Origin of the sequence: Collinsella aerofaciens, assembly GCF_015670795.1 — a bacterium.
Classification (GTDB): Bacteria; Actinomycetota; Coriobacteriia; order Coriobacteriales; family Coriobacteriaceae; genus Collinsella; species Collinsella aerofaciens_Q.
In genome coordinates this window covers 21,946-39,190 of sequence record NZ_JADPCJ010000004.1, presented here as the reverse complement: position 1 = coordinate 39,190, position 17,245 = coordinate 21,946, and the positions used below count along the sequence as shown (strand labels likewise).

The following is a 17,245-nucleotide window of genomic DNA, read 5'->3' as shown; positions in this document are numbered from 1 at the left end:
GCAAGACGTACACACCCCACGGTTATAAGCTGCCTACGAGCAGGAACTTCTCGCCGGATCTTCTCACGCCTATGGTAAAGGCGGTATCAGACAATACGTAAGGAGTGAGACGTATGATTCTTTTCATCAACGGAAGCCCCAACAAGGATGGCAACACGGCGCGCCTGGCGCGCGAGCTCATCGGCGATCGCCCGTACGAGCAGCTGAATCTTGCCGAGCACAAGGTCTACGGCTACGGCCAGAACTACGGCGACGATGACTTCGAGGACGTGCTCGCGCGCATCGAGGCGGCGGACACCCTGGTCGTGGGGTCGCCCGTCTACTGGCACAACCTCTCCGGCATGCTGCGCAACCTGCTCGACCGCTTCTACGGTCCGGTGCGCGAGGGCAGTATGAGCGGCAAGACGCTCTATTTCGTGTTCCAAGGTGGCGCGCCCACGCGCGAGATGCTCGATTGGGGCGAGTACACCATGAAGCGCTTCGCCGCGCTCTACGGCATGACCTACGGCGGCATGGTCGACAACACGCACGAGGCAAGGGCGCTCTCGAAGAAGCTCGCGTAGTCCCGACTTGCGTAACCCAGTTCGGCGGCGGTGGGCCCGTGAAGACGGAGGCCCACCGCCCCTTTTCGTTCGCCAAGTGTATGATCGGACGGGCGCTGCGGACGACTACCTGCATGAGCAGGGCACCCAGAAACGCGAAAACATCTGAACCACAAGCAGGGTCGCAAGGACTATGTCGACCGTGCGGCGCAGCGCCCTTCTCGTCAGTCCCTTTATTCTCCGCGTCATGAGAACAACCATCCCATGATGTCCTCGTCACGGGCAAAGAGGTAGCCGCCCGCTCCGTGCTGGCCCGCGTCCGCAGCAAAGCCCCGCTCGGTGAAGTAACTCGTGGGCTTGACATCGAGCACCACCAGCTCGCTGATGCGCTCCTCGGAAAGCCTGCGAGCTCGATAGGCGGCGCGAATCTCCTCGTACGCCTCGCGCGCGGGTCCGGAGCCGTAATAGTCATCGTTCTCGCCGATAGCCATATACACGGGAACCTCGGCTGCGGCGAGCGTCTCGATGTCGCCGTCCCAGCGCGAGATGGTGTGAAGCGCGCGTCGGTAGAGCTCGGGGCGTGTTCCCAAGACGATGGAGATGGTCTCGCCGCCGCCCGAGCATCCGCTCAGGTACACGTGGTCCGCATCGATGCTGTAGGCACCGAGCAGCCATTCGGTGAGCTCCACCACGTCTGACGCCGATTGCTCGTCCCAGTCGTCGAGCTGGGGCGAGGCCACGATCATGTCGGCGATGTAGTCGTTCGCCACGAAGGGGTAGTCCTCCTGAAGATTCGCCCCCACGCCCTGGAAGTAGAGCCCCTCCCAGCCGGGGCAGGCCACGTAGAGCGCATAGGGCACGGACCCGTTGTAGGAGTCCGGCACATGGAGCGAGAAGTGCAGCGTCCTGCCCGATGGCGTCTGCAGGGCGTCGTCAACGACGAAGCCGCGGTCTGTCTGCGACCCCTCCGTGAGGACGTAGCCGCCAAGCTCACGGACATCCGCGCAGCCGACCAGGCCTTCCCCGAGTACCAGCCCGCCCGCAGCGAGCGCGGCAGCCTCGATAAAGGACCTGCGTGAAAGATGGCTCACGTGCATAGTTCCTCTTTCTGAATGAACCAAGCCGAAGCCGCAGGCTTTCGGCTTGGCGAGAAGCGCATCAGCGGCCGCTGTTGGCCTCTTGCAGCTCGGCAAGGGTCACGTGTTCGTTGCGGAAGCGCGCCGCGGGGTTCTTGTCGCCCGCCGCGCAGGTGATGGCGTGCGCGGGGCAGGCGTGCATGCAGGCGAGGCAGGCGTTGCAGCCAAAGCCCGCCTGCGCGTTACGGACGGCCTTACCGCCCTCGAGCGCGATGCAGCCAGCCGGGCACACCTTTGCGCACGCCCCGCATCCCATGCACTTCTCGGAATCAACGGTCAGGAATCCGCCCAGCGCCGCCGGCTCGAAGCACAAGCCCCGGCTCATGAACTGCTCGTGCGCCGCGCGGTCCTCGTCGGTCACCGGCTCGATCCAGCGGCGGCGCGCCGCGACGTCCGCGCGGATGCGCGCAAGGTTCTCGCCGATCTTCTTCTCGGGAATGCGGGCGCGCTGCTCGTCCATGTCGAAGTTGGGCAGCCAGTTGTCCACCATGAGGAGTGTGGTTGCGTAGGCAGGGTTGAGCCCCGCCGCCCGCGCGTCCTCCAGGCACAGCTCGACGGCATTGGCGTGCCGGTTGCCGTAGGTGCAAACGAAGTAGAGGTAGGGCGTGTCGAGCGTCGCGCGCTCGAGGAACGTCTTCACCATGTCGGGCATCATGTGCCCGTAGATGGGGTACACGATGCCAATCGTATCGTCCGCGTAGGCGAGCTCGCCCTCGCGGCGCAGCTCCTGCGGGATGCTCAGGACCCTCTCGCCCTCCGCGGCCAGCTCGCGCGCCACGTAGAGGCAGTTGCCCGTCCCGGTGAAGTATAGGATCATTCGAAACTCCCAGATTGTCAGCGGTCTGTCATCTCTAATTGCTTATGCCAGGCCGAGACCGGCGACCCAATCGCGAACCCCGGACTCGTCCACACTGGACGAAAAGCGCTGGCCCTCCTGCCACTCCCCGCTGCCCGCGGCCTCGGCGAGTAGCTCGCCGCTCCGGCCAAGACTCGAGGAGGAAGAGGTGCAGAACGGGAGCACCGTCTTGCCGTCCCAGTCGTTGCCTGAGATGAAGTTGTCGATGGGCCAGGCCGCGATGCCCCACCAGATGGGATACCCCACGAGCACGGTGTCGTAGTTCTCCCAGCCGTCCGGCGTGACCTGCGTAAGCTCGACGTCGCGCAGGCTCTCGTCCTCGTGCTCGCGGGTCACGCGGCTACTGTCGTCGGTCCAGTCGAGGTCATCGTCGGAGTAGGGCTCCGTAGGCGTCACCTTAAAGAGATCGGCGCCGAGCTCGTCGGCGATGGTCTGAGCTACGGCAGCGGTGTGGCCCTGTGCCGAGTAGTAGGCCACGAGGACGTTGCCGCCTGCAGCGGGCGCGGCGGCGGGCTGGTCCTCGGCGGCGGCTTGGCCGTCGTCACCCTGGTTGCAACCGGAGAGCATCGTTGCGCACAGCGCGGCTCCGAGTAGGAAGTTTCTTCTAGTCACGGTCGGGTTTGCGGTCATGGGGCATCTCCTCCGTTGGCTTGGTTGGTCCGTTATCGTCTGAGCGCTACTCCTGCGCGTCGAAATCGGGGCGTATGGCCAGGTAGCCCGCGAGTGCTTCCTCAGTGGCGGTGTAGTAGGTCATGGTCCCGTCGAGCTTGGCAATCTCGGCCATCTCGTCTTCGGTGAGGGAGAAGTCGAAGATGTTCGCGTTGTCGGCGATGTGGGCGGGGTTCTTGGAGCCGGGGATGATGGAGGTTCCCATCTGCACGTGCCAGCGCAGGATCACCTGGGCCGGGGTCTTGCCGTACTTCTCGGCGAGAGCGACGAAGACGGGCTCCTCCAGAAGACCTTTGTCGCCGTGGCCGAGCGGGTACCACGCCTCGATCACCGTGCCGTACGGCGCGAGGTAGGCGCGCAGGTCGCGCTGGGCGTGGTAGGGGTGGCACTCAACGGTCACGAGCTGCGGCTTGATGTCGGCGACCTCGATGACCTCGGCAATCTTGTCTTGCGGGAAGTTGGAGAGGCCGAGGGCGCGCACCTTGCCCGCGCGGTAGGCCTCCTCCATCGTGCGCCACGCGGCCAGGTAGTCGCCTACCGGCTGGTGCAGGATGAGCATGTCGACGTAGTCGAGCCCTAGGCGCTGGAGCGTGGCGTCCACCGCCGGCATGCCCGCGTCGTAGACACTCGGCCAGAGCTTGGTGGAGACGAAGATCTTGTCGCGTGCGATGCCGCTCTTGGCGATGGCACGGCCCACGGCGCGCTCGTTCATGTAGGCGTTGGCGGTGTCGATGTGCTCGTAGCCAGCCGTGAGCGCGGCGGTTGCGGCCGCCTCGGCCTCGGCCGGGGTCATGAGGAAGGTGCCCAAACCCTCGATGGGCATCTCTACGTCGTTGTTGAGCTTCAGATACTCCATGGTCTCCTCCTTAATGGTGACTTTTCGAATACGAGGCTACGGCGTTTACTGACGCGCGAGAAGTTCACGTTGGAATGATGGATATAACCATGGGGTATATACGGCACATAATGCGTGACAGGAGGATCGATGTACAACCCACAGCTTGACACTTTCATCCGCGTGGCGGAGGCGGGCAGCTTCTCCAAGGCGGCACAAGAGTCCTTCATCACGCCCACGGCCGTCATCAAGCAGATGAACCTGCTGGAGTCGCGGCTAGGCCTTACGCTGTTCCACCGATCGCATCAGGGGCTTTCGCTTACGCGAGCAGGCAGGTCGCTGCTCGCCGACGCCCGCCATATCGTGCAGTACTCTCAAGAATCAATCGCACGCGCCCGCGTCGCCGAGCGCGGAGAGAAGCGCATCATCCGCGTGGGAGTGTCGCTCATGACGCCCAGCACGCCGCTCACGAAGCTATGGCCGAAGGTGAAGGAACGTTGCCCTGGCATGAGCCTTCAGGTGGTCACGTTTGAAAACACACCCTCGGCGGCGCGCGGTTTGGCGAACCTCGGGCAAGACATGGATATCGTGGTGGGGATTTTCGACGATGCCTTTCTTAAAGAGCGCGGATGCCTGGGCCTCGAGCTTTCGCGCGAGCCGCTCTGGTGCGCCGTTCCCGTCGACAGCGAGCTCGCCAAACGCGACATCGTCACATTCGACGACCTCCACAATCACAGTCTTATGCTTATACGCCGGGGCTGGAACACCGAAATCGACCGCGTACGCGACGAGATACTCTTGCATCATCCTCAAATCGCGCTCGTAGACTTCCCGCAATATCGGGTGGAGGTGTTCAATCGCGGCGCGAACGAGGACCTCGCGCTTGCGACGCTGCCGTTGTGGGCCAACGTCCACCCCATGCTCAAAACCGTCCCTACCGATTGGGACTGTCTCGTGTCTTACGGGCTGCTTCATTCGCCGCACCCCGCAGACCATGTGCGGGAGTTCCTCGATGCGGTGTCTGCCGTGCTCGAGGCAAAGCATCGATAGGCAATCGCGAACAGATGCGCTTATGCCTATGGGAATAACGGGAACTGGCTTCTGAGCTTGCGTTTTGATACCGTCGAGTACCGCCCGATGTTGTTTCGGCGTCGCCATAGAGCAAAGCCATCAGCGAAATGACGGGAATAACAGCCTCCGAACCTTCTGTTCGGAGGCTTTCTTTTTGCATGTCTGCCTAAACGACTCCTTGCCAAAGCCCCTTGAGCATCGGGCGGCATTATTGAGCGTGGGCGCTATCGTAGGTATCTTTGATCTCTTCCGGCAAATCGTCGGGAATCAGCGCCTTCACTCTATCCTCGTTGCCATCTTGGATCGCCTGCTCGTAGTACCAGCATTTGAACTTCAACATATCCAGCGCACGGTTCATGTTCGCGATTTCCGATTCCATGTGGGCCTTCCGCTCCTCGAACATGGCCTTGCGCTTGGGATATGTCGATGGGCCCTCCGCGCACCATTCCATGAACAGCCGGATGTCCTTGATCTCCATCCCAGCCTTCTTTAAGCATTCGATGACCCGAAGCGCCTCGAGTTCCGTATCGCCGAATCGGCGAATGCCGGATGTTCGCTCCAATTCCGGGAACAATCCCTGCTTGTCGTAATAGCGCAGCGTGGAAACGGGCAGACCGAACATATCCGCCACCTGTCCGATTGTGTACATGGTTCCTCCGGACAAATCTCGAATTTACTCCTTGACCTAAAGTTAGGTTTAGGTATTACCTTTATTTTCGTCAATATATATAAGGAGTGCAAGGGATTTTCGCCAAAGGCGCGCGCTTGCCGGAACGATTTTCGCCGGCGGCGTGAACGGCGTGGGCGAAATCGCCGGGCATCCCGCTCTGGAGCAGGCGCATCGAATGGGCATGGAAATCTAGGCGCGGCTTAGCTGCGCGAAAGCAGTTTGTACTCAAAACCATCGACAGGAGGAATCAAACATGACGATTAAGCAGACAGCGGGCAGGGATGCCCTGGGGGACTTTGCCCCCAAATTTGCGCAGCTCAATGACGATGTGCTGTTCGGCGAGGTATGGAGTCGAGAAGACGGGCTTTCCCTTCGAGATCGCAGCATAGTGACGGTGGTTGCCCTAATGGCGCAGGGCCTGACGGACTCTTCGTTTCAATATCATCTGATGTCCGCAAAGAACAATGGCGTGACCAGGGCTGAGATAGCGGAAATCCTTACGCATGCGGCGTTTTATGCGGGATGGCCCAAGGCGTGGGCGGCCTTTCGCATGGCGAAGGAGGTCTGGGCGGATGACAATGCCGCTGATGCAAGAGCTAAGCATCAAAACGAGATGGCCTTTCCCATCGGTGCCCCCAACGACGCATTTGCGAAGTACTTTATCGGGCAAAGCTACCTCGCGCCCCTTTCCACCGAGCAGGTCGGCATTTACAACGTTACGTTCGAGCCGGGCTGCCGCAACAACTGGCACACCCATCACGCCAAAAGCGGCGGCGGGCAGATCCTCGTCTGCGTGGCTGGTCGAGGGCTTTATCAGGAATGGGGCAAACCGGCACAGGAGCTGTGCCCTGGCGATGTAGTAAATATTCCCGCGGGCGTAAAGCACTGGCACGGTGCGGCGCCCGACAGCTGGTTCTCCCATCTCGCGATGGAGGTTCCGGGCGAGAAGGCCTCCAACGAGTGGTTGGAGCCCGTGAATGACGAGCAGTACCTTAAAGCGACTGACAAGGAGGCTTAGGCATGGAGCAGTTGAAACTGACGCAGGAATGGGACAAGGTGTTCCCCAAAAACGACAAGGTTGAGCACAGCAAGGCGACCTTCCACAACCGATACGGCATCACGCTGGCTGCCGACGTGTACGTGCCTAAGAACGCGGATGGCAAGCTGCCCGCCATCGCTGTTAGCGGCCCGTTTGGCGCTGTGAAGGAGCAGTCCTCCGGTCTGTATGCGCAGAAAATGGCGGAGCTGGGCTTTTTCGCAATTGCCTTTGACCCGTCCTATACCGGCGAGAGCGGCGGTACACCCCGCCATGTAGCATCGCCGGACATCAACACCGAGGACTTCTGCGCAGCGGTGGATTTCCTCTCTGTGCAGGAAAGCGTTGACCCGGAGCGTATCGGCATCATCGGTATCTGCGGTTGGGGCGGCATGGCAGTCAATGCGGCGGCCATAGACACCCGTATCAAAGCTACCGCGGCTATGACCATGTACGATATGACCCGCGTGACCGCAAACGGCTATTTTGACGCCGAGGATTCCGAGCAGGCGCGCTTTGAAAAGCGGAAAGCGCTGAACGCGCAGCGCACCGAGGACTATAAAAACGGCAGCTATGCGCTGGCGGGCGGCGTGGTCGATCCACTACCGGAGGATGCGCCGCAGTTCGTGAGGGACTATTACGCCTACTACAAGACTCCGCGTGGTTACCATCCCCGCAGCCTGAACTCCAACGGCGGCTGGAATATGACGTCCTCGCTGTCGTTTTTGAATATGCCGATTTTGCAATACAGCAGCGAAATTCGCTCTGCGGTACTGCTGGTGCATGGCGAGAAGGCGCACTCCCGCTATTTCAGCGAAACCGCGTACGGCAAGCTGACGGGGGACAACAAGGAATTGCTCATTATCCTTGGTGCCAGCCACACCGACCTTTACGATCAGATGGACATCATTCCGTTTAGAAAGCTGAAGGCATTCTTTGAGGAATATCTGAAATAAGGTGTGCCTTGATTTAATGCCAAGTCTCCAGCAACGATTCTTCTAAAGAGTGGGAGTAGCTGAAACGAGGCGATTGAATAACTCCATACGTTTAGGTTAAAACAAACTAATATGCCGCGCGCCTGCGGCATGAAGGAGGGAGATTTCTATGAACATCGTTGTATTGAGCGGTAGCCCGCGCAAAGGCGCCAATACCGACACCATGGTCGAGGCGTTTGCCGAGACCGCGCGTGAGGGCGGCCATACGGTCGAGGTCGTCCGCGTTGCCAGCAAGAAGATTGCCGGCTGCTTGGGATGCCAGTATTGCTTCGCCCATGAGGGCACCTGTGTGCAGAAGGACGACATGGCCGACGTGATCGAGTCACTGAAAGACGCCAACATGGTTGTCTTCGCCTCGCCCATCTACTGGTTCGATATCACCGCGCAGGAGAAGGCCGCCATCGACCGCCTGTACGCCTTCGGTGCCACGGGCTTCCCGTTCACCAAGACGGCCCTCTTGCTCGATAGCCACAGCGAGGGCGTCTATGATGCGGCGATCGCCATGTACAAGTCAACCTGCGCGTACTGCAAGTGGGAGGACCAGGGTATTGTCACCATCAGCGGTATGACCGAGCGCGACAGCATGGCATCCTCGCCCAAGTTGGAAGGGGCGCGAGAGCTCGCTCGCAAGTTCGCCTAAGGACAAGAGGGGCGCATGGCAATCGGTGTTGGTGGAAAATGCTTGCTATCCTTACCAAGAGGAATGCTGATTGCCATGCGTTGATGCTTCCGCGGACAATTCCGGCGTGCTAAAACGCCTTCTCGTTCAAGAATTCCCTGAGCGCGGGGATGTCAAAGCCAACGAGACCACGCCCCCGCTCTCCGATGACGCCGTCCTCGAGGAGGCGGCGCTTGTATTGGCTTGCATAGTTGCTTGCGACGCCCATACGCTTGGCTATCTCCGAGACCCTGCTGGGGCCAGAATCGGGCAGCATCGCGAGCAAAAACTCAATGTCTTTATCGGAAAGCTCCCGATAGGTCGTTTCGAGAATTCGATCGCGCAGTTCCATGCGGGCAAGCAGAGAACCCTGCTGGACATCAGATGCGCTGATTTTGGGCGAGCTCTCCGAAACATCCCATGTGCGATATCCGACAAGCTGCATCATATAGGGAAATCCGTCGACGGCCTTCACGGCATCCTCGAGCGCTTCTGGCGTGATTGAGCGGCCTCCGGCCTCAACGGTTTTGCGGAATGCGTTTGCAATTTCAACGTCAGTGATTCGTCCCAACTGATGATATTGGGAACGCCTGAGGAACGAGACGGAATCGTTACGCAGCAACGCCGATACTTTGTAGGGCAGTCCTGCCATGAGTAGGGCAACTTTTTTACCTTCGCGTACAAAGTGCTGGTAAACAGAGGCAAATTGAAGCATTTCTTCGAGATCGACGGTGACTTCATCGATGGTGATGAGAAGTCCGATGTCATGTTTTTCGAGTTGCTTAAAGATGCCATTCATGCGCGTGCGCCAGTTGCCCTGAGCCTCTTGAGCATATGTCCAATCGATGCCCACTGGACCAATTTGAACGCCGTTTATGCGCGCATGAGGCTGTGAGAGGTAGCTATCTGCGGCTTCTTTGGTTCGCTCGATAATATCTTCGAGCATGCCTGGCATGGCGGAGACATTTGCTGCGATCCAACCGTGTTCAAGCGCCGTTTCTGAAAGGAGCGAGAGAAGCGCCGTCTTGCCCGTTCCCCTTGCGCCCGTAAAAATAGTCGACAGGTTTGGATCTCCCGGGCCGTTGATAAAACCACGGTTGATGTCACGCAGAATATGCTCGCGACCCGCTAGAAAGGGAGGGATACTTCCGAACGTCGGGGTAAAGGGGTTCTTGCTGTACTCCATGGTGTCTCCTTTGCAAGTTTTGCTAATTTTTGCAAGTTTTGCTAATTTTTGCAAGTTTTGCTAACGACCGACCAAAGGGCATCGAAGCAGTGACGCTGACATTTTTTAACGCAGAAAAATAAGCAGAAATCAATTAATCTGCGTTAAGAAATAGTTGAGAAGAAAAACGACGAGTCCCGGGCGCAATGCCGTTGCGCTCCGGGCCTCGTCGCTTTGCGAAGTATCTAACGGTCTCGTTGCCGTGGTACCTAGTCAAACAGGCTCGGCATGTCGTTTTCCTTCATGAGGGCACCGGCTGAGGGGAGGCTCTGCGCGGTGAACTTCTCGGCCGAGACGCCGGCGCCAAGAATCTCCTCGGTCGTGCCGACGGTGGTGACCGAGCGGCCCTTCTTGGCCGTAAAGGCCTGGACGCCCTGCGTGTTGGTGGTCGTCTTGGTCTTGAGCAGCGACGTGTTGAAGTTCATCAAACGATAGTCGCTCGAGACCAGCGCGATGTCACGATCTGTGTTGAGCACCTGGGCATACAGCAGCTTGCTGCCACCGTAGATGGCGTTCTTGAGGCGTTTGCGGTTGGTCTTGGTGACGTATCCAGAAAGCGCGACGCGCACCACGCGGCCGTTCTCAAAGACAAACAGCACGTCGGCCTTGTAGTCCTCGGGGTCGATGACCCAGATGACACTCTCGTCGGGTTCCATCTCAAGATCGGTCGGCAGGTACGAGCCCAGCTGGGCCGACTTGGTATCCTCAAACGTCGCGACCTTGCACTTGTATACCTGACTCTTGTTGGTAAACACGAGCAGCTCGTGCGTGTTGGAGGACGGGAACTCGATAAAGGGCTTATCGCCGTCCTTGTACTTGAGCGTGGTCGCCTTCTTGAGCACGCGGTCCGTCATCTTCTTAAGGTAGCCATCGCGCGAGAGCATGATGGTCACCGGGTACTCCTCGACCTCGGGCTCCAGGCTTACCTCGACGACCTCATGGGGCTCGATCCTGCCCGTGCGGCGCGGCATCACATATTTCTTGTTGACCGCGGCCAGCTCGTCGCTGATGACCTTCTTGATGTTCTCCTCGCTGGAGAGGATCTCCTCAAGCTCGGCAATCTCACCCTCGAGCTTAGCGATGTCCTTGGTGCGGTTGAGAATGTACTCTTCGTTAATGTTGCGGAGCTTGAGTTCGGCAACAAACTCGGCCTGGGTCTCGTCGATGTCGAAGCCGCGCATAAGGTTGGGCACGACCTCGGCCTCGAGCTTGGTGCCACGGATGATGGCGATCGCCTTGTCGATGTCGAGCAAGATAGCCTCGAGGCCGTGCAGCAGGTGCAGGCGCTCGGACTTTTTGCCTAGGTCAAAGTTGATGCGGCGACGCGTGGACTCAATACGCCACTTGACCCACTCGTGCAGGATCTGGCGCACGCCCATAACACGGGGATAGCCGTCGACGAGCACGTTGAAGTTGCATGAGAACGAATCCTGCAGCGTGGTCGAGCGATAGAGCTTGGCCATGAGCTTGTCGGGGTCGACGCCGCGTTTAAGGTCGATGGCGATGCGCAAGCCCGAGAGGTCGGTCTCGTCGCGGATGTCGGCGATCTCTTTGACCTTGCCCTCCTTGGAGAGCTTGACGATGCGCTCGATGATGACATCGGTCTTGGTGGTGTAGGGGATCTCGTACACCTCGATGATGCGCTCTTCGGGGATCCAACGCCAGCGGGAGCGAATCTGGAAGCTGCCAAGGCCGGTCTCGACGATCTTCTCCATCTCCTCGCGGCGGTAGATAATTTCGCCGCCGGTCGAGAAGTCGGGCATGGGCATATATTCGAGCAGGTCGCAGTCGGGATCCTGCAGGTAATGCATTGTGGCAGTGCAGACCTCGTTGAGGTTGAAGCCGCAGATGTCGGATGCCATGGCGACGCCGATGCCCTTATTGGCCGAGACAAGGATGTTGGGAAACGTGGTGGGCAGCAGGCGCGGCTCCTTCATGGCGCCGTCGTAGCTGTCGACGAAGTCGACCGGATCCTTGTCGATGTCCTTGAAGATCTCGGCGCTGATGGGGGAGAGCTTGGCCTCGGTATAACGCGAAGCGGCGTAGCTCAGGTCACCCGAATAGTACTTGCCAAAGTTGCCCTTCGACTCCACGAAGGGAGCGAGCAGTGCCTCATTGCCGGTGGCCAGACGCACCATCGTTTCGTAGATCGCGGCGTCACCGTGCGGATTGAGCTTCATGGTCTGGCCCACAATGTTGGCGCTCTTCTGGCGCTCGCCCTTGAGCAGACCCATCTTGTACATGGTGTAGAGCAGCTTGCGGTGCGAGGGCTTAAAGCCGTCGATCTCGGGGAACGCACGCGAGACGTTGACGCTCATGGCGTAGGGCATGTAGTTGACCTCGAGCGTCTGCGTGATCGGCTGGTCGGTGACCTCGGAGTGCAGGCCGATGACGTTCTCGGCGTTGACCTGCTTTTTCTTTGGCTGGTTCTTCGTCTTCTTCTTTGCCACGATTTCCTCTTGAACTTCTTATGGGCCGTCGTTATCGATTTGCTGTTACTGCAGGTCCAGCTGGTCCAGGTATTCCTTGCCGTGCTCCGAGATATGGCGCTTGCGGCCCGCCTCGTCGTTGCCCAGCAACAGATTGAACATGGTTTCCATCTTGGTGACGTCCTCGGGCTCCACTTTGATCAGGCGGCGCGTCTCGGGGTTCATGGTGGTGAGCCACATCATGTCCGGGTCGTTCTCACCAAGACCCTTGGAGCGGTTGATGGAGCACTTCTGATCGCCAATCTCCTTGAGGATGCCGTTCTTCTCGAGCTCGGTGTAGGCAAAGTAGGTCTTCTCTTTGCAGTTGATCTCGTAGAGCGGTGACTCGGCGATATACACGTAGCCCTCGTCGATAAGCGTGGGCACCAGGCGGTAAAGCATGGTGAGCACGAGCGTGCGGATGTGATAACCGTCGACGTCGGCGTCCGTACAGATGATGACCTTGTTCCAGTTGAGGTTATCCAGGTCAAAGGCACCGAGGTTCTTGATGCGCTTGTCCTTGATTTCCACGCCGCAGCCCAGCACGCGCATGAGATCCATGATGATGTCGGACTTAAAGATGCGCGGATAGTCTTCCTTCAGGCAGTTGAGGATCTTACCGCGGACGGGCATAACGCCCTGGAACTCGGCATCGCGCGAGGTGCGAATGGCGCCTGCTGCCGAGTCGCCCTCTACGATGTAGATCTCGCGGCGGCTCTTGTCCTTGGAGCGGCAGTCGATGAACTTCTGCACGCGGTTGGCCATGTCGGTCTTCTGCTGTAGGTTGGTCTTGATGCTCTGACGCGTCTTCTCGGCGTTCTCGCGCGAACGCTTGTTGATGAGCACCTGCTCCATGATCTTGTTGGCAGCGTCTTTGTTCTCGATTAGGTAGGTCGAGAGGCGCTCCTTAAAGAATGCCGTCATGGCCTGCTGGATAAAGCGGTTATTGATGGCCTTCTTGGTCTGGTTTTCATAGGACGTCTGGGTGGAGAAGCAGTTGGTCACCAGCACCAGACAGTCCTGGACATCCTGCCACTTAATGCCGCTCTCGTTTTTGTTGTACTTGCCCTGTTGCTTAATGTAAGCATCGATGGCACTGGTCAGAGCGCTGCGGGCGGCCTTCTCGGGCGAACCGCCGTTCTCGAGCCACGATGAGTTGTGGTAGTACTCCTGCATCATGAAGGTGCGCGAGAAGCACATGCACGCGGTAATCTTCACGTTGTAGTCGGGCAGGTCCTCGCGATCGCGACCGCGACGGTCGGCCTCGATAAAGAAGGGCTCGGTGAGGTAGTCGGTACCGACCTTCTCGAGCACGTAGTCCTCGATGCCCTTGGGATAGCAAAAATCCTCTTCGGAAAACTCGCCATCGTCGCCCTCGATACGCAGGCGGAAGGTCACGTTGGCGTTGACCACGGCCTGGCGGCGCATTGTCTCGCGATACCAATCGTGGGGAATGCTGATGGAGGTAAAGACCTCAAGATCGGGACGCCACTTAATGGTGGTGCCGGTGCGATCCTCGTCGCTGGGCTCAATCTCGAGTGCCTTCTTTTTGGCACCGACGACCTTGCCCTTCTTAAAGTGCAGGGAGTACTTGTTGCCGTCGCGCCAAACCGTGACGTCCATGTATTCGGAGGCGTACTGGGTTGCGCATGAGCCCAGGCCGTTGGTGCCGAGCGAGAAGTCGTAGTCGCCGCCCTGGTTATTGTTGTATTTGCCGCCGGCGTAGAGCTCGCAAAAGACGAGTTCCCAGTTAAAGCGCTTCTCGGAGGGGTTCCAGTCGAGCGGGCAGCCGCGGCCGTTGTCCTCTACCTGAATGGAACCATCGCGAAAGGCGGTAAGGGTGATGAGCTTGCCGTAGCCCTGGCGCGCCTCGTCAACGGCGTTGGACAGGATCTCGAAGGCGGCATGCGCGCAGCCGTCGAGTCCGTCCGAGCCAAAGATGACGGCGGGGCGCAGGCGTACGCGCTCCTCGTCCTTGAGCTGGCGGATACTGTCGTTACCATAGTTTGCGGTGTTTTTTGCCATACTCGCTCTCTCGGTGCTCCTTTGCTGCGTTTTAGTCATATAGATAGTCAAGGTAGCATAGCCCAGCCCACAGACGATTCCAACCAACACGAAATCCATCGAACAATCGTTCGATTAGATAATGAATGCTTGGAATGCGGGAGGGACCTGTCCTGTCCTATCCAAACATCTGCGGCAGGTCGATGAAGACGGTTCGATCGCTTTCGCCAGCTTCGAAGCCCGAACGGGAGAAGAATCCATAGCGATGGCACTTGAGTCCCGTTGCCTCGACTTGGGCGATTTCCTCGTCGACCATTTTTTGCGTGATGGGGGATTTGCGGAACTTTGCTTCGTAGAATGCGTAGCCCTCGGGGTCTTGCGTTACCACATCGAATTCGCCGCTCGTTTTGTTTGCGGGGTCGTCGTACCAGTACTTGCCTATGGCGTCGAAAGCCGGTTCGATCTTGCCGGTCCTGTTCTGCCGCACGAGGTATTGACGGCAGATCTCCTCGAACATATGAGGAACGTAGTTTTCCTCGAAGTCTTGGAAGACGTGACGATCATAGAAGACTTCCGGGTCGAGCAGCTGACGCGCTGAGGCATTGCGGAAAACATAGCGATAGTAAAATAGCGAAAGCGGATCCACTACAAAGTAGCCAGACTTGCGCTTGTTCGTAGGGTCGTTGATGGGTGCACGCTTTTGGACGATTTCGAGTGACATGAGCTTGTCGAGCACGTCTGCCATGGCCGGACCGCTCGAGACGTGCGACTGTGCCAGCACGTCCCCCCAACGGGAGTAGCCTTGTGCGAGAGCCCCGAAAACTTCGTTGGCGTTGGTCATCTTCGAGATCTCGGCGTTGAGATAGGACGGCACCTCGCTTTCTAAGCGGGCGCCAGGTTCCGTGACGAGCTCGATGATGTTGTCGCGTACGCTTTGGGATTGATCGATGAGGCGATTGTAAAAGGGGATACCGCCAAAAACGCTATAGAGCCGCACCTTGTCCTCGGGCGAGAACGCGGGATAGAACTTCGCAGCGTCAAAGTAATCCATGGGCTTAAGCTCAAGCGTGAGATCAATTCGCCCGTAGAGGGGGCTTTCATGCTCGATGAGGGATTTCATAATCTCAACGTAGGAGCCGCACAGGACAATGTTTAAACGTGAGTCTTCCCTGTGGGCGTCGATTGAGGTCTGAAGAATGCTGTCTAAGCCTTTAACCGCATCTCTCAAGTAGGGGTATTCGTCGAGAACGAGGGTAATGTTCTTGTCTTTAGCTTGGGCAAACAGAAATTCGATGAGCTCGCGGATGCCTGTGAAGGCGAGCGGAGGAAAGCTCAGCGCTTCAGCAACAAGGACGGACAGACTCTCGAGGTTGTCTGCCTCGGAGGTTTGGCGGCACTCGTAATAGACCGTTGCGACGTCCGACAAATCGGTTAGCGCCTGCTTGATGAGCTCACTTTTTCCGACGCGACGCCTGCCGTAAATGAGAACATTGCGCTGCTCGGGTGCTTTGAGCGTTTTCTTAATACGGGCGAGCTCACGCTCCCTGCCAATAAATTCCACTTACTCGGTTCCTTCCGACTCGGTTTTGTCCGAGTTAATTGTATCGCATGGATCAGTTTATGCTCGAGTTTACTCGGACAAAACCGAGTCGGTTCTGCCCGAGTAAATTTGAAGGCGGCCGAATGCGTCTTGCTGCGTTTGCGGTTGGATACGTTGTCGAAAACGTGTCGTGCGGATTGTTGGATCGAATCGAACATTGGGACAGACGTCTCGTTTTATGGGCCGGGGGCGTGCATGTGCGAGTTCTTTTGGCCCATAAGGAACGCTGGTGGGTCGTTATTTGGGCCACGGGTCACTTCGCCGGCGCCGTGTTTCGTCATACGCTCATAGTGGAAGCCGATGCCACGGGACGACGAAGGCCTTGGGCAATGGATGAGCTGCAAGCCGAAAGGAGCGGTGAGAATGATGAGGCCCATGACAAAGAAACTGCTGTTAGGAATTCCCACCGTGACGCTTTCGGCCGTGCTGGCGTGTACAGTGGCCGGCTGTGGCGGTAGTGCTCCGAGCGGCTCGCCTGGCGGTTCGGGCGGCAGCGCGCCTGTGCAGGAAAAGCCCAAGGCCTATGAGTCGCAGACGGTCGAGGTGGCAGGCATTACCTATGAGTCGGTGGCTCACGGTACGTTCTATCGCGGTGATGCCAAGCAGCAGGACGGCTTTTACCTGCACATCAAGATTACCAACAACAACACAAAGAACAGGACGTTCAGTTCCTTTAACGTGCATGCTGCTCAGGGCGATCTTGAGGCAGGCGACCCGTTGTTTACTTCCGGCAAGGCGGCTGTGCTCGACTACGTCGCAAGCGAAGCTCCCGATGATCTGCACAAGGGAATTGACCTTTCCGAGAGGCCAGATATCGGTCCGGGCGAGACCGTTGAGTATGTTTACTTCTGGGCGCCCAAGACGGCGTACTACGGGCCCATCACTGTCGAGTTCGTAGACGCTTACGCCCCTGCCAAGAATCATGAGGCCATGCACTTTGACACCACGGACTGCGAGACCAAGGAGTTCAAGGCGGCCGGCGGCGTGGCCGATTCTGGCGAGAAGGCAGATTTAACGGGCATCGACTGCGCATCGTACAGCATCGAGGCCGCCGATGGGTACACGCTGGATTCGTCCGACGAAGAGCGCGAAAAGGCAAACTTCTTCCACGACGAGACTGGAGGACGCCTGAACATCAGCATTTTCCCGCGCTCGCCGGAGGAAGAGGTTGCAAGCCTAGAGCAGGTCTACGAAGGCAAGGAGACAACAACCGACCAGGTCGAGTACAACGGCATAACGTGGCTGCGCTTTACCGGTCCCGACAACGGCCATACGCTGTTTGCGACGGCTCCCGCAACGGGTGAAACCGTCCGCGTGTCGATTGGCTGGAAGATCGATTGGGACGCCGCCGTGCCCATGATGGAGGCGCTGAAGCTCAAGTAACGCTGTGATTCCCATGTCAGGCGACTCAGGGCTGGCTCCGAGTTATCGGGGCCAGCCCTTTTTGGTGCTCGATAAGCCGAGTCGGCGTCTCTCACAA

At 58.6% G+C, this 17,245-nt stretch carries 15 protein-coding genes; 6 read left to right on the top strand and 9 right to left on the bottom strand.

What is annotated here, in order from left to right; genetic code table 11:
* The first annotated feature begins 113 nt into the window (after nt 1-113).
* Nucleotides 114-563 carry a flavodoxin family protein gene (locus tag I4W09_RS02490; protein WP_196031545.1) on the top strand — a complete coding sequence of 150 codons (450 nt, stop codon included), beginning with the start codon at nt 114-116 and terminating at the stop codon, nt 561-563.
* Nucleotides 564-787: 224 nt separating this feature from the next.
* Here I4W09_RS02490 and I4W09_RS10645 read toward each other — a convergent pair whose 3' ends face one another.
* The 4 genes from I4W09_RS10645 to I4W09_RS02470 form a co-directional block, all read right to left on the bottom strand.
* Nucleotides 788-1,633, bottom strand: coding sequence for a prolyl oligopeptidase family serine peptidase (locus I4W09_RS10645; RefSeq protein WP_271756710.1), 846 nt, complete (start codon nt 1,631-1,633; stop codon nt 788-790).
* A gap of 67 nt (nt 1,634-1,700) precedes the next feature.
* Nucleotides 1,701-2,495, bottom strand: a complete 795-nt coding sequence (locus I4W09_RS02480) for an EFR1 family ferrodoxin (protein WP_196031543.1) — start codon at nt 2,493-2,495, stop codon at nt 1,701-1,703.
* A 42-nt stretch (nt 2,496-2,537) separates the two neighbouring features.
* A complete protein-coding gene (locus I4W09_RS02475; protein WP_196031541.1) occupies nt 2,538-3,164 on the bottom strand; it encodes a flavodoxin in 627 nt (208 codons plus the stop codon).
* Between the two features lie 46 nt (nt 3,165-3,210).
* Entirely contained in the window at nt 3,211-4,059 is an 849-nt protein-coding gene (locus I4W09_RS02470) for an aldo/keto reductase (RefSeq protein WP_196031539.1), read from the bottom strand.
* A gap of 129 nt (nt 4,060-4,188) precedes the next feature.
* Between I4W09_RS02470 and I4W09_RS02465 the strand changes: the two genes are divergently transcribed.
* Entirely contained in the window at nt 4,189-5,088 is a 900-nt protein-coding gene (locus tag I4W09_RS02465) for a LysR family transcriptional regulator (protein WP_161155290.1), read from the top strand.
* Nucleotides 5,089-5,317: 229 nt separating this feature from the next.
* On the opposite strand, the gene I4W09_RS02460 is transcribed toward I4W09_RS02465, so the two are convergent.
* On the bottom strand, nt 5,318-5,773 hold the full coding sequence (locus I4W09_RS02460) for a MerR family transcriptional regulator (protein ID WP_230318629.1): 456 nt from the start codon (nt 5,771-5,773) through the stop codon (nt 5,318-5,320).
* 259 nt (nt 5,774-6,032) lie between these two features.
* On the opposite strand from I4W09_RS02460, the gene I4W09_RS02455 reads away from it, so the two are divergent.
* From I4W09_RS02455 to I4W09_RS02445, 3 genes are all read left to right on the top strand, one after another.
* Nucleotides 6,033-6,797: a carboxymuconolactone decarboxylase family protein gene (locus I4W09_RS02455; protein ID WP_161155286.1), complete on the top strand. Its 765-nt coding sequence runs from the start codon at nt 6,033-6,035 to the stop codon at nt 6,795-6,797.
* 2 nt (nt 6,798-6,799) lie between these two features.
* Complete coding sequence (locus I4W09_RS02450; protein ID WP_196031537.1) at nt 6,800-7,771, top strand: alpha/beta hydrolase; 972 nt, start codon at nt 6,800-6,802, stop codon at nt 7,769-7,771.
* A gap of 148 nt (nt 7,772-7,919) precedes the next feature.
* On the top strand, nt 7,920-8,450 hold the full coding sequence (locus I4W09_RS02445; protein ID WP_196031534.1) for a flavodoxin family protein: 531 nt from the start codon (nt 7,920-7,922) through the stop codon (nt 8,448-8,450).
* Between the two features lie 109 nt (nt 8,451-8,559).
* Here the strand turns inward: I4W09_RS02445 and I4W09_RS02440 are convergent, their stop codons facing one another.
* The 4 genes from I4W09_RS02440 to I4W09_RS10640 form a co-directional block, all read right to left on the bottom strand.
* Nucleotides 8,560-9,654, bottom strand: coding sequence for a DUF8462 domain-containing protein (locus tag I4W09_RS02440; protein WP_196031531.1), 1,095 nt, complete (start codon nt 9,652-9,654; stop codon nt 8,560-8,562).
* A 248-nt stretch (nt 9,655-9,902) separates the two neighbouring features.
* The gene (locus I4W09_RS02435) at nt 9,903-12,143 is read right to left on the bottom strand and encodes a DNA gyrase subunit A (RefSeq protein WP_196031530.1); all 2,241 of its coding nucleotides are present in this window, start codon (nt 12,141-12,143) and stop codon (nt 9,903-9,905) included.
* A 45-nt stretch (nt 12,144-12,188) separates the two neighbouring features.
* Nucleotides 12,189-14,186, bottom strand: a complete 1,998-nt coding sequence (locus I4W09_RS02430) for a DNA gyrase/topoisomerase IV subunit B (RefSeq protein ID WP_117820832.1) — start codon at nt 14,184-14,186, stop codon at nt 12,189-12,191.
* 157 nt (nt 14,187-14,343) lie between these two features.
* Nucleotides 14,344-15,726 carry an ATP-binding protein gene (locus I4W09_RS10640; protein WP_196031529.1) on the bottom strand — a complete coding sequence of 461 codons (1,383 nt, stop codon included), beginning with the start codon at nt 15,724-15,726 and terminating at the stop codon, nt 14,344-14,346.
* Between the two features lie 414 nt (nt 15,727-16,140).
* On the opposite strand from I4W09_RS10640, the gene I4W09_RS02420 reads away from it, so the two are divergent.
* Nucleotides 16,141-17,148: a DUF4352 domain-containing protein gene (locus I4W09_RS02420; protein ID WP_196031528.1), complete on the top strand. Its 1,008-nt coding sequence runs from the start codon at nt 16,141-16,143 to the stop codon at nt 17,146-17,148.
* Nucleotides 17,149-17,245 lie beyond the last annotated feature (97 nt).

Coding starts and splice junctions, on each gene's coding strand:
- I4W09_RS02420 (WP_196031528.1), top strand. CDS start 16,141: ATGACAAAGAAACTGCTGTTAGGAATTCCCACCGTGACGCTTTCGGCC.
- I4W09_RS02475 (WP_196031541.1), bottom strand. CDS start 3,164: ATGACCGCAAACCCGACCGTGACTAGAAGAAACTTCCTACTCGGAGCC.
- I4W09_RS02430 (WP_117820832.1), bottom strand. CDS start 14,186: ATGGCAAAAAACACCGCAAACTATGGTAACGACAGTATCCGCCAGCTC.
- I4W09_RS02455 (WP_161155286.1), top strand. CDS start 6,033: ATGACGATTAAGCAGACAGCGGGCAGGGATGCCCTGGGGGACTTTGCC.
- I4W09_RS02470 (WP_196031539.1), bottom strand. CDS start 4,059: ATGGAGTATCTGAAGCTCAACAACGACGTAGAGATGCCCATCGAGGGT.
- I4W09_RS02440 (WP_196031531.1), bottom strand. CDS start 9,654: ATGGAGTACAGCAAGAACCCCTTTACCCCGACGTTCGGAAGTATCCCT.
- I4W09_RS02490 (WP_196031545.1), top strand. CDS start 114: ATGATTCTTTTCATCAACGGAAGCCCCAACAAGGATGGCAACACGGCG.
- I4W09_RS02445 (WP_196031534.1), top strand. CDS start 7,920: ATGAACATCGTTGTATTGAGCGGTAGCCCGCGCAAAGGCGCCAATACC.
- I4W09_RS02465 (WP_161155290.1), top strand. CDS start 4,189: ATGTACAACCCACAGCTTGACACTTTCATCCGCGTGGCGGAGGCGGGC.
- I4W09_RS02450 (WP_196031537.1), top strand. CDS start 6,800: ATGGAGCAGTTGAAACTGACGCAGGAATGGGACAAGGTGTTCCCCAAA.
- I4W09_RS02480 (WP_196031543.1), bottom strand. CDS start 2,495: ATGATCCTATACTTCACCGGGACGGGCAACTGCCTCTACGTGGCGCGC.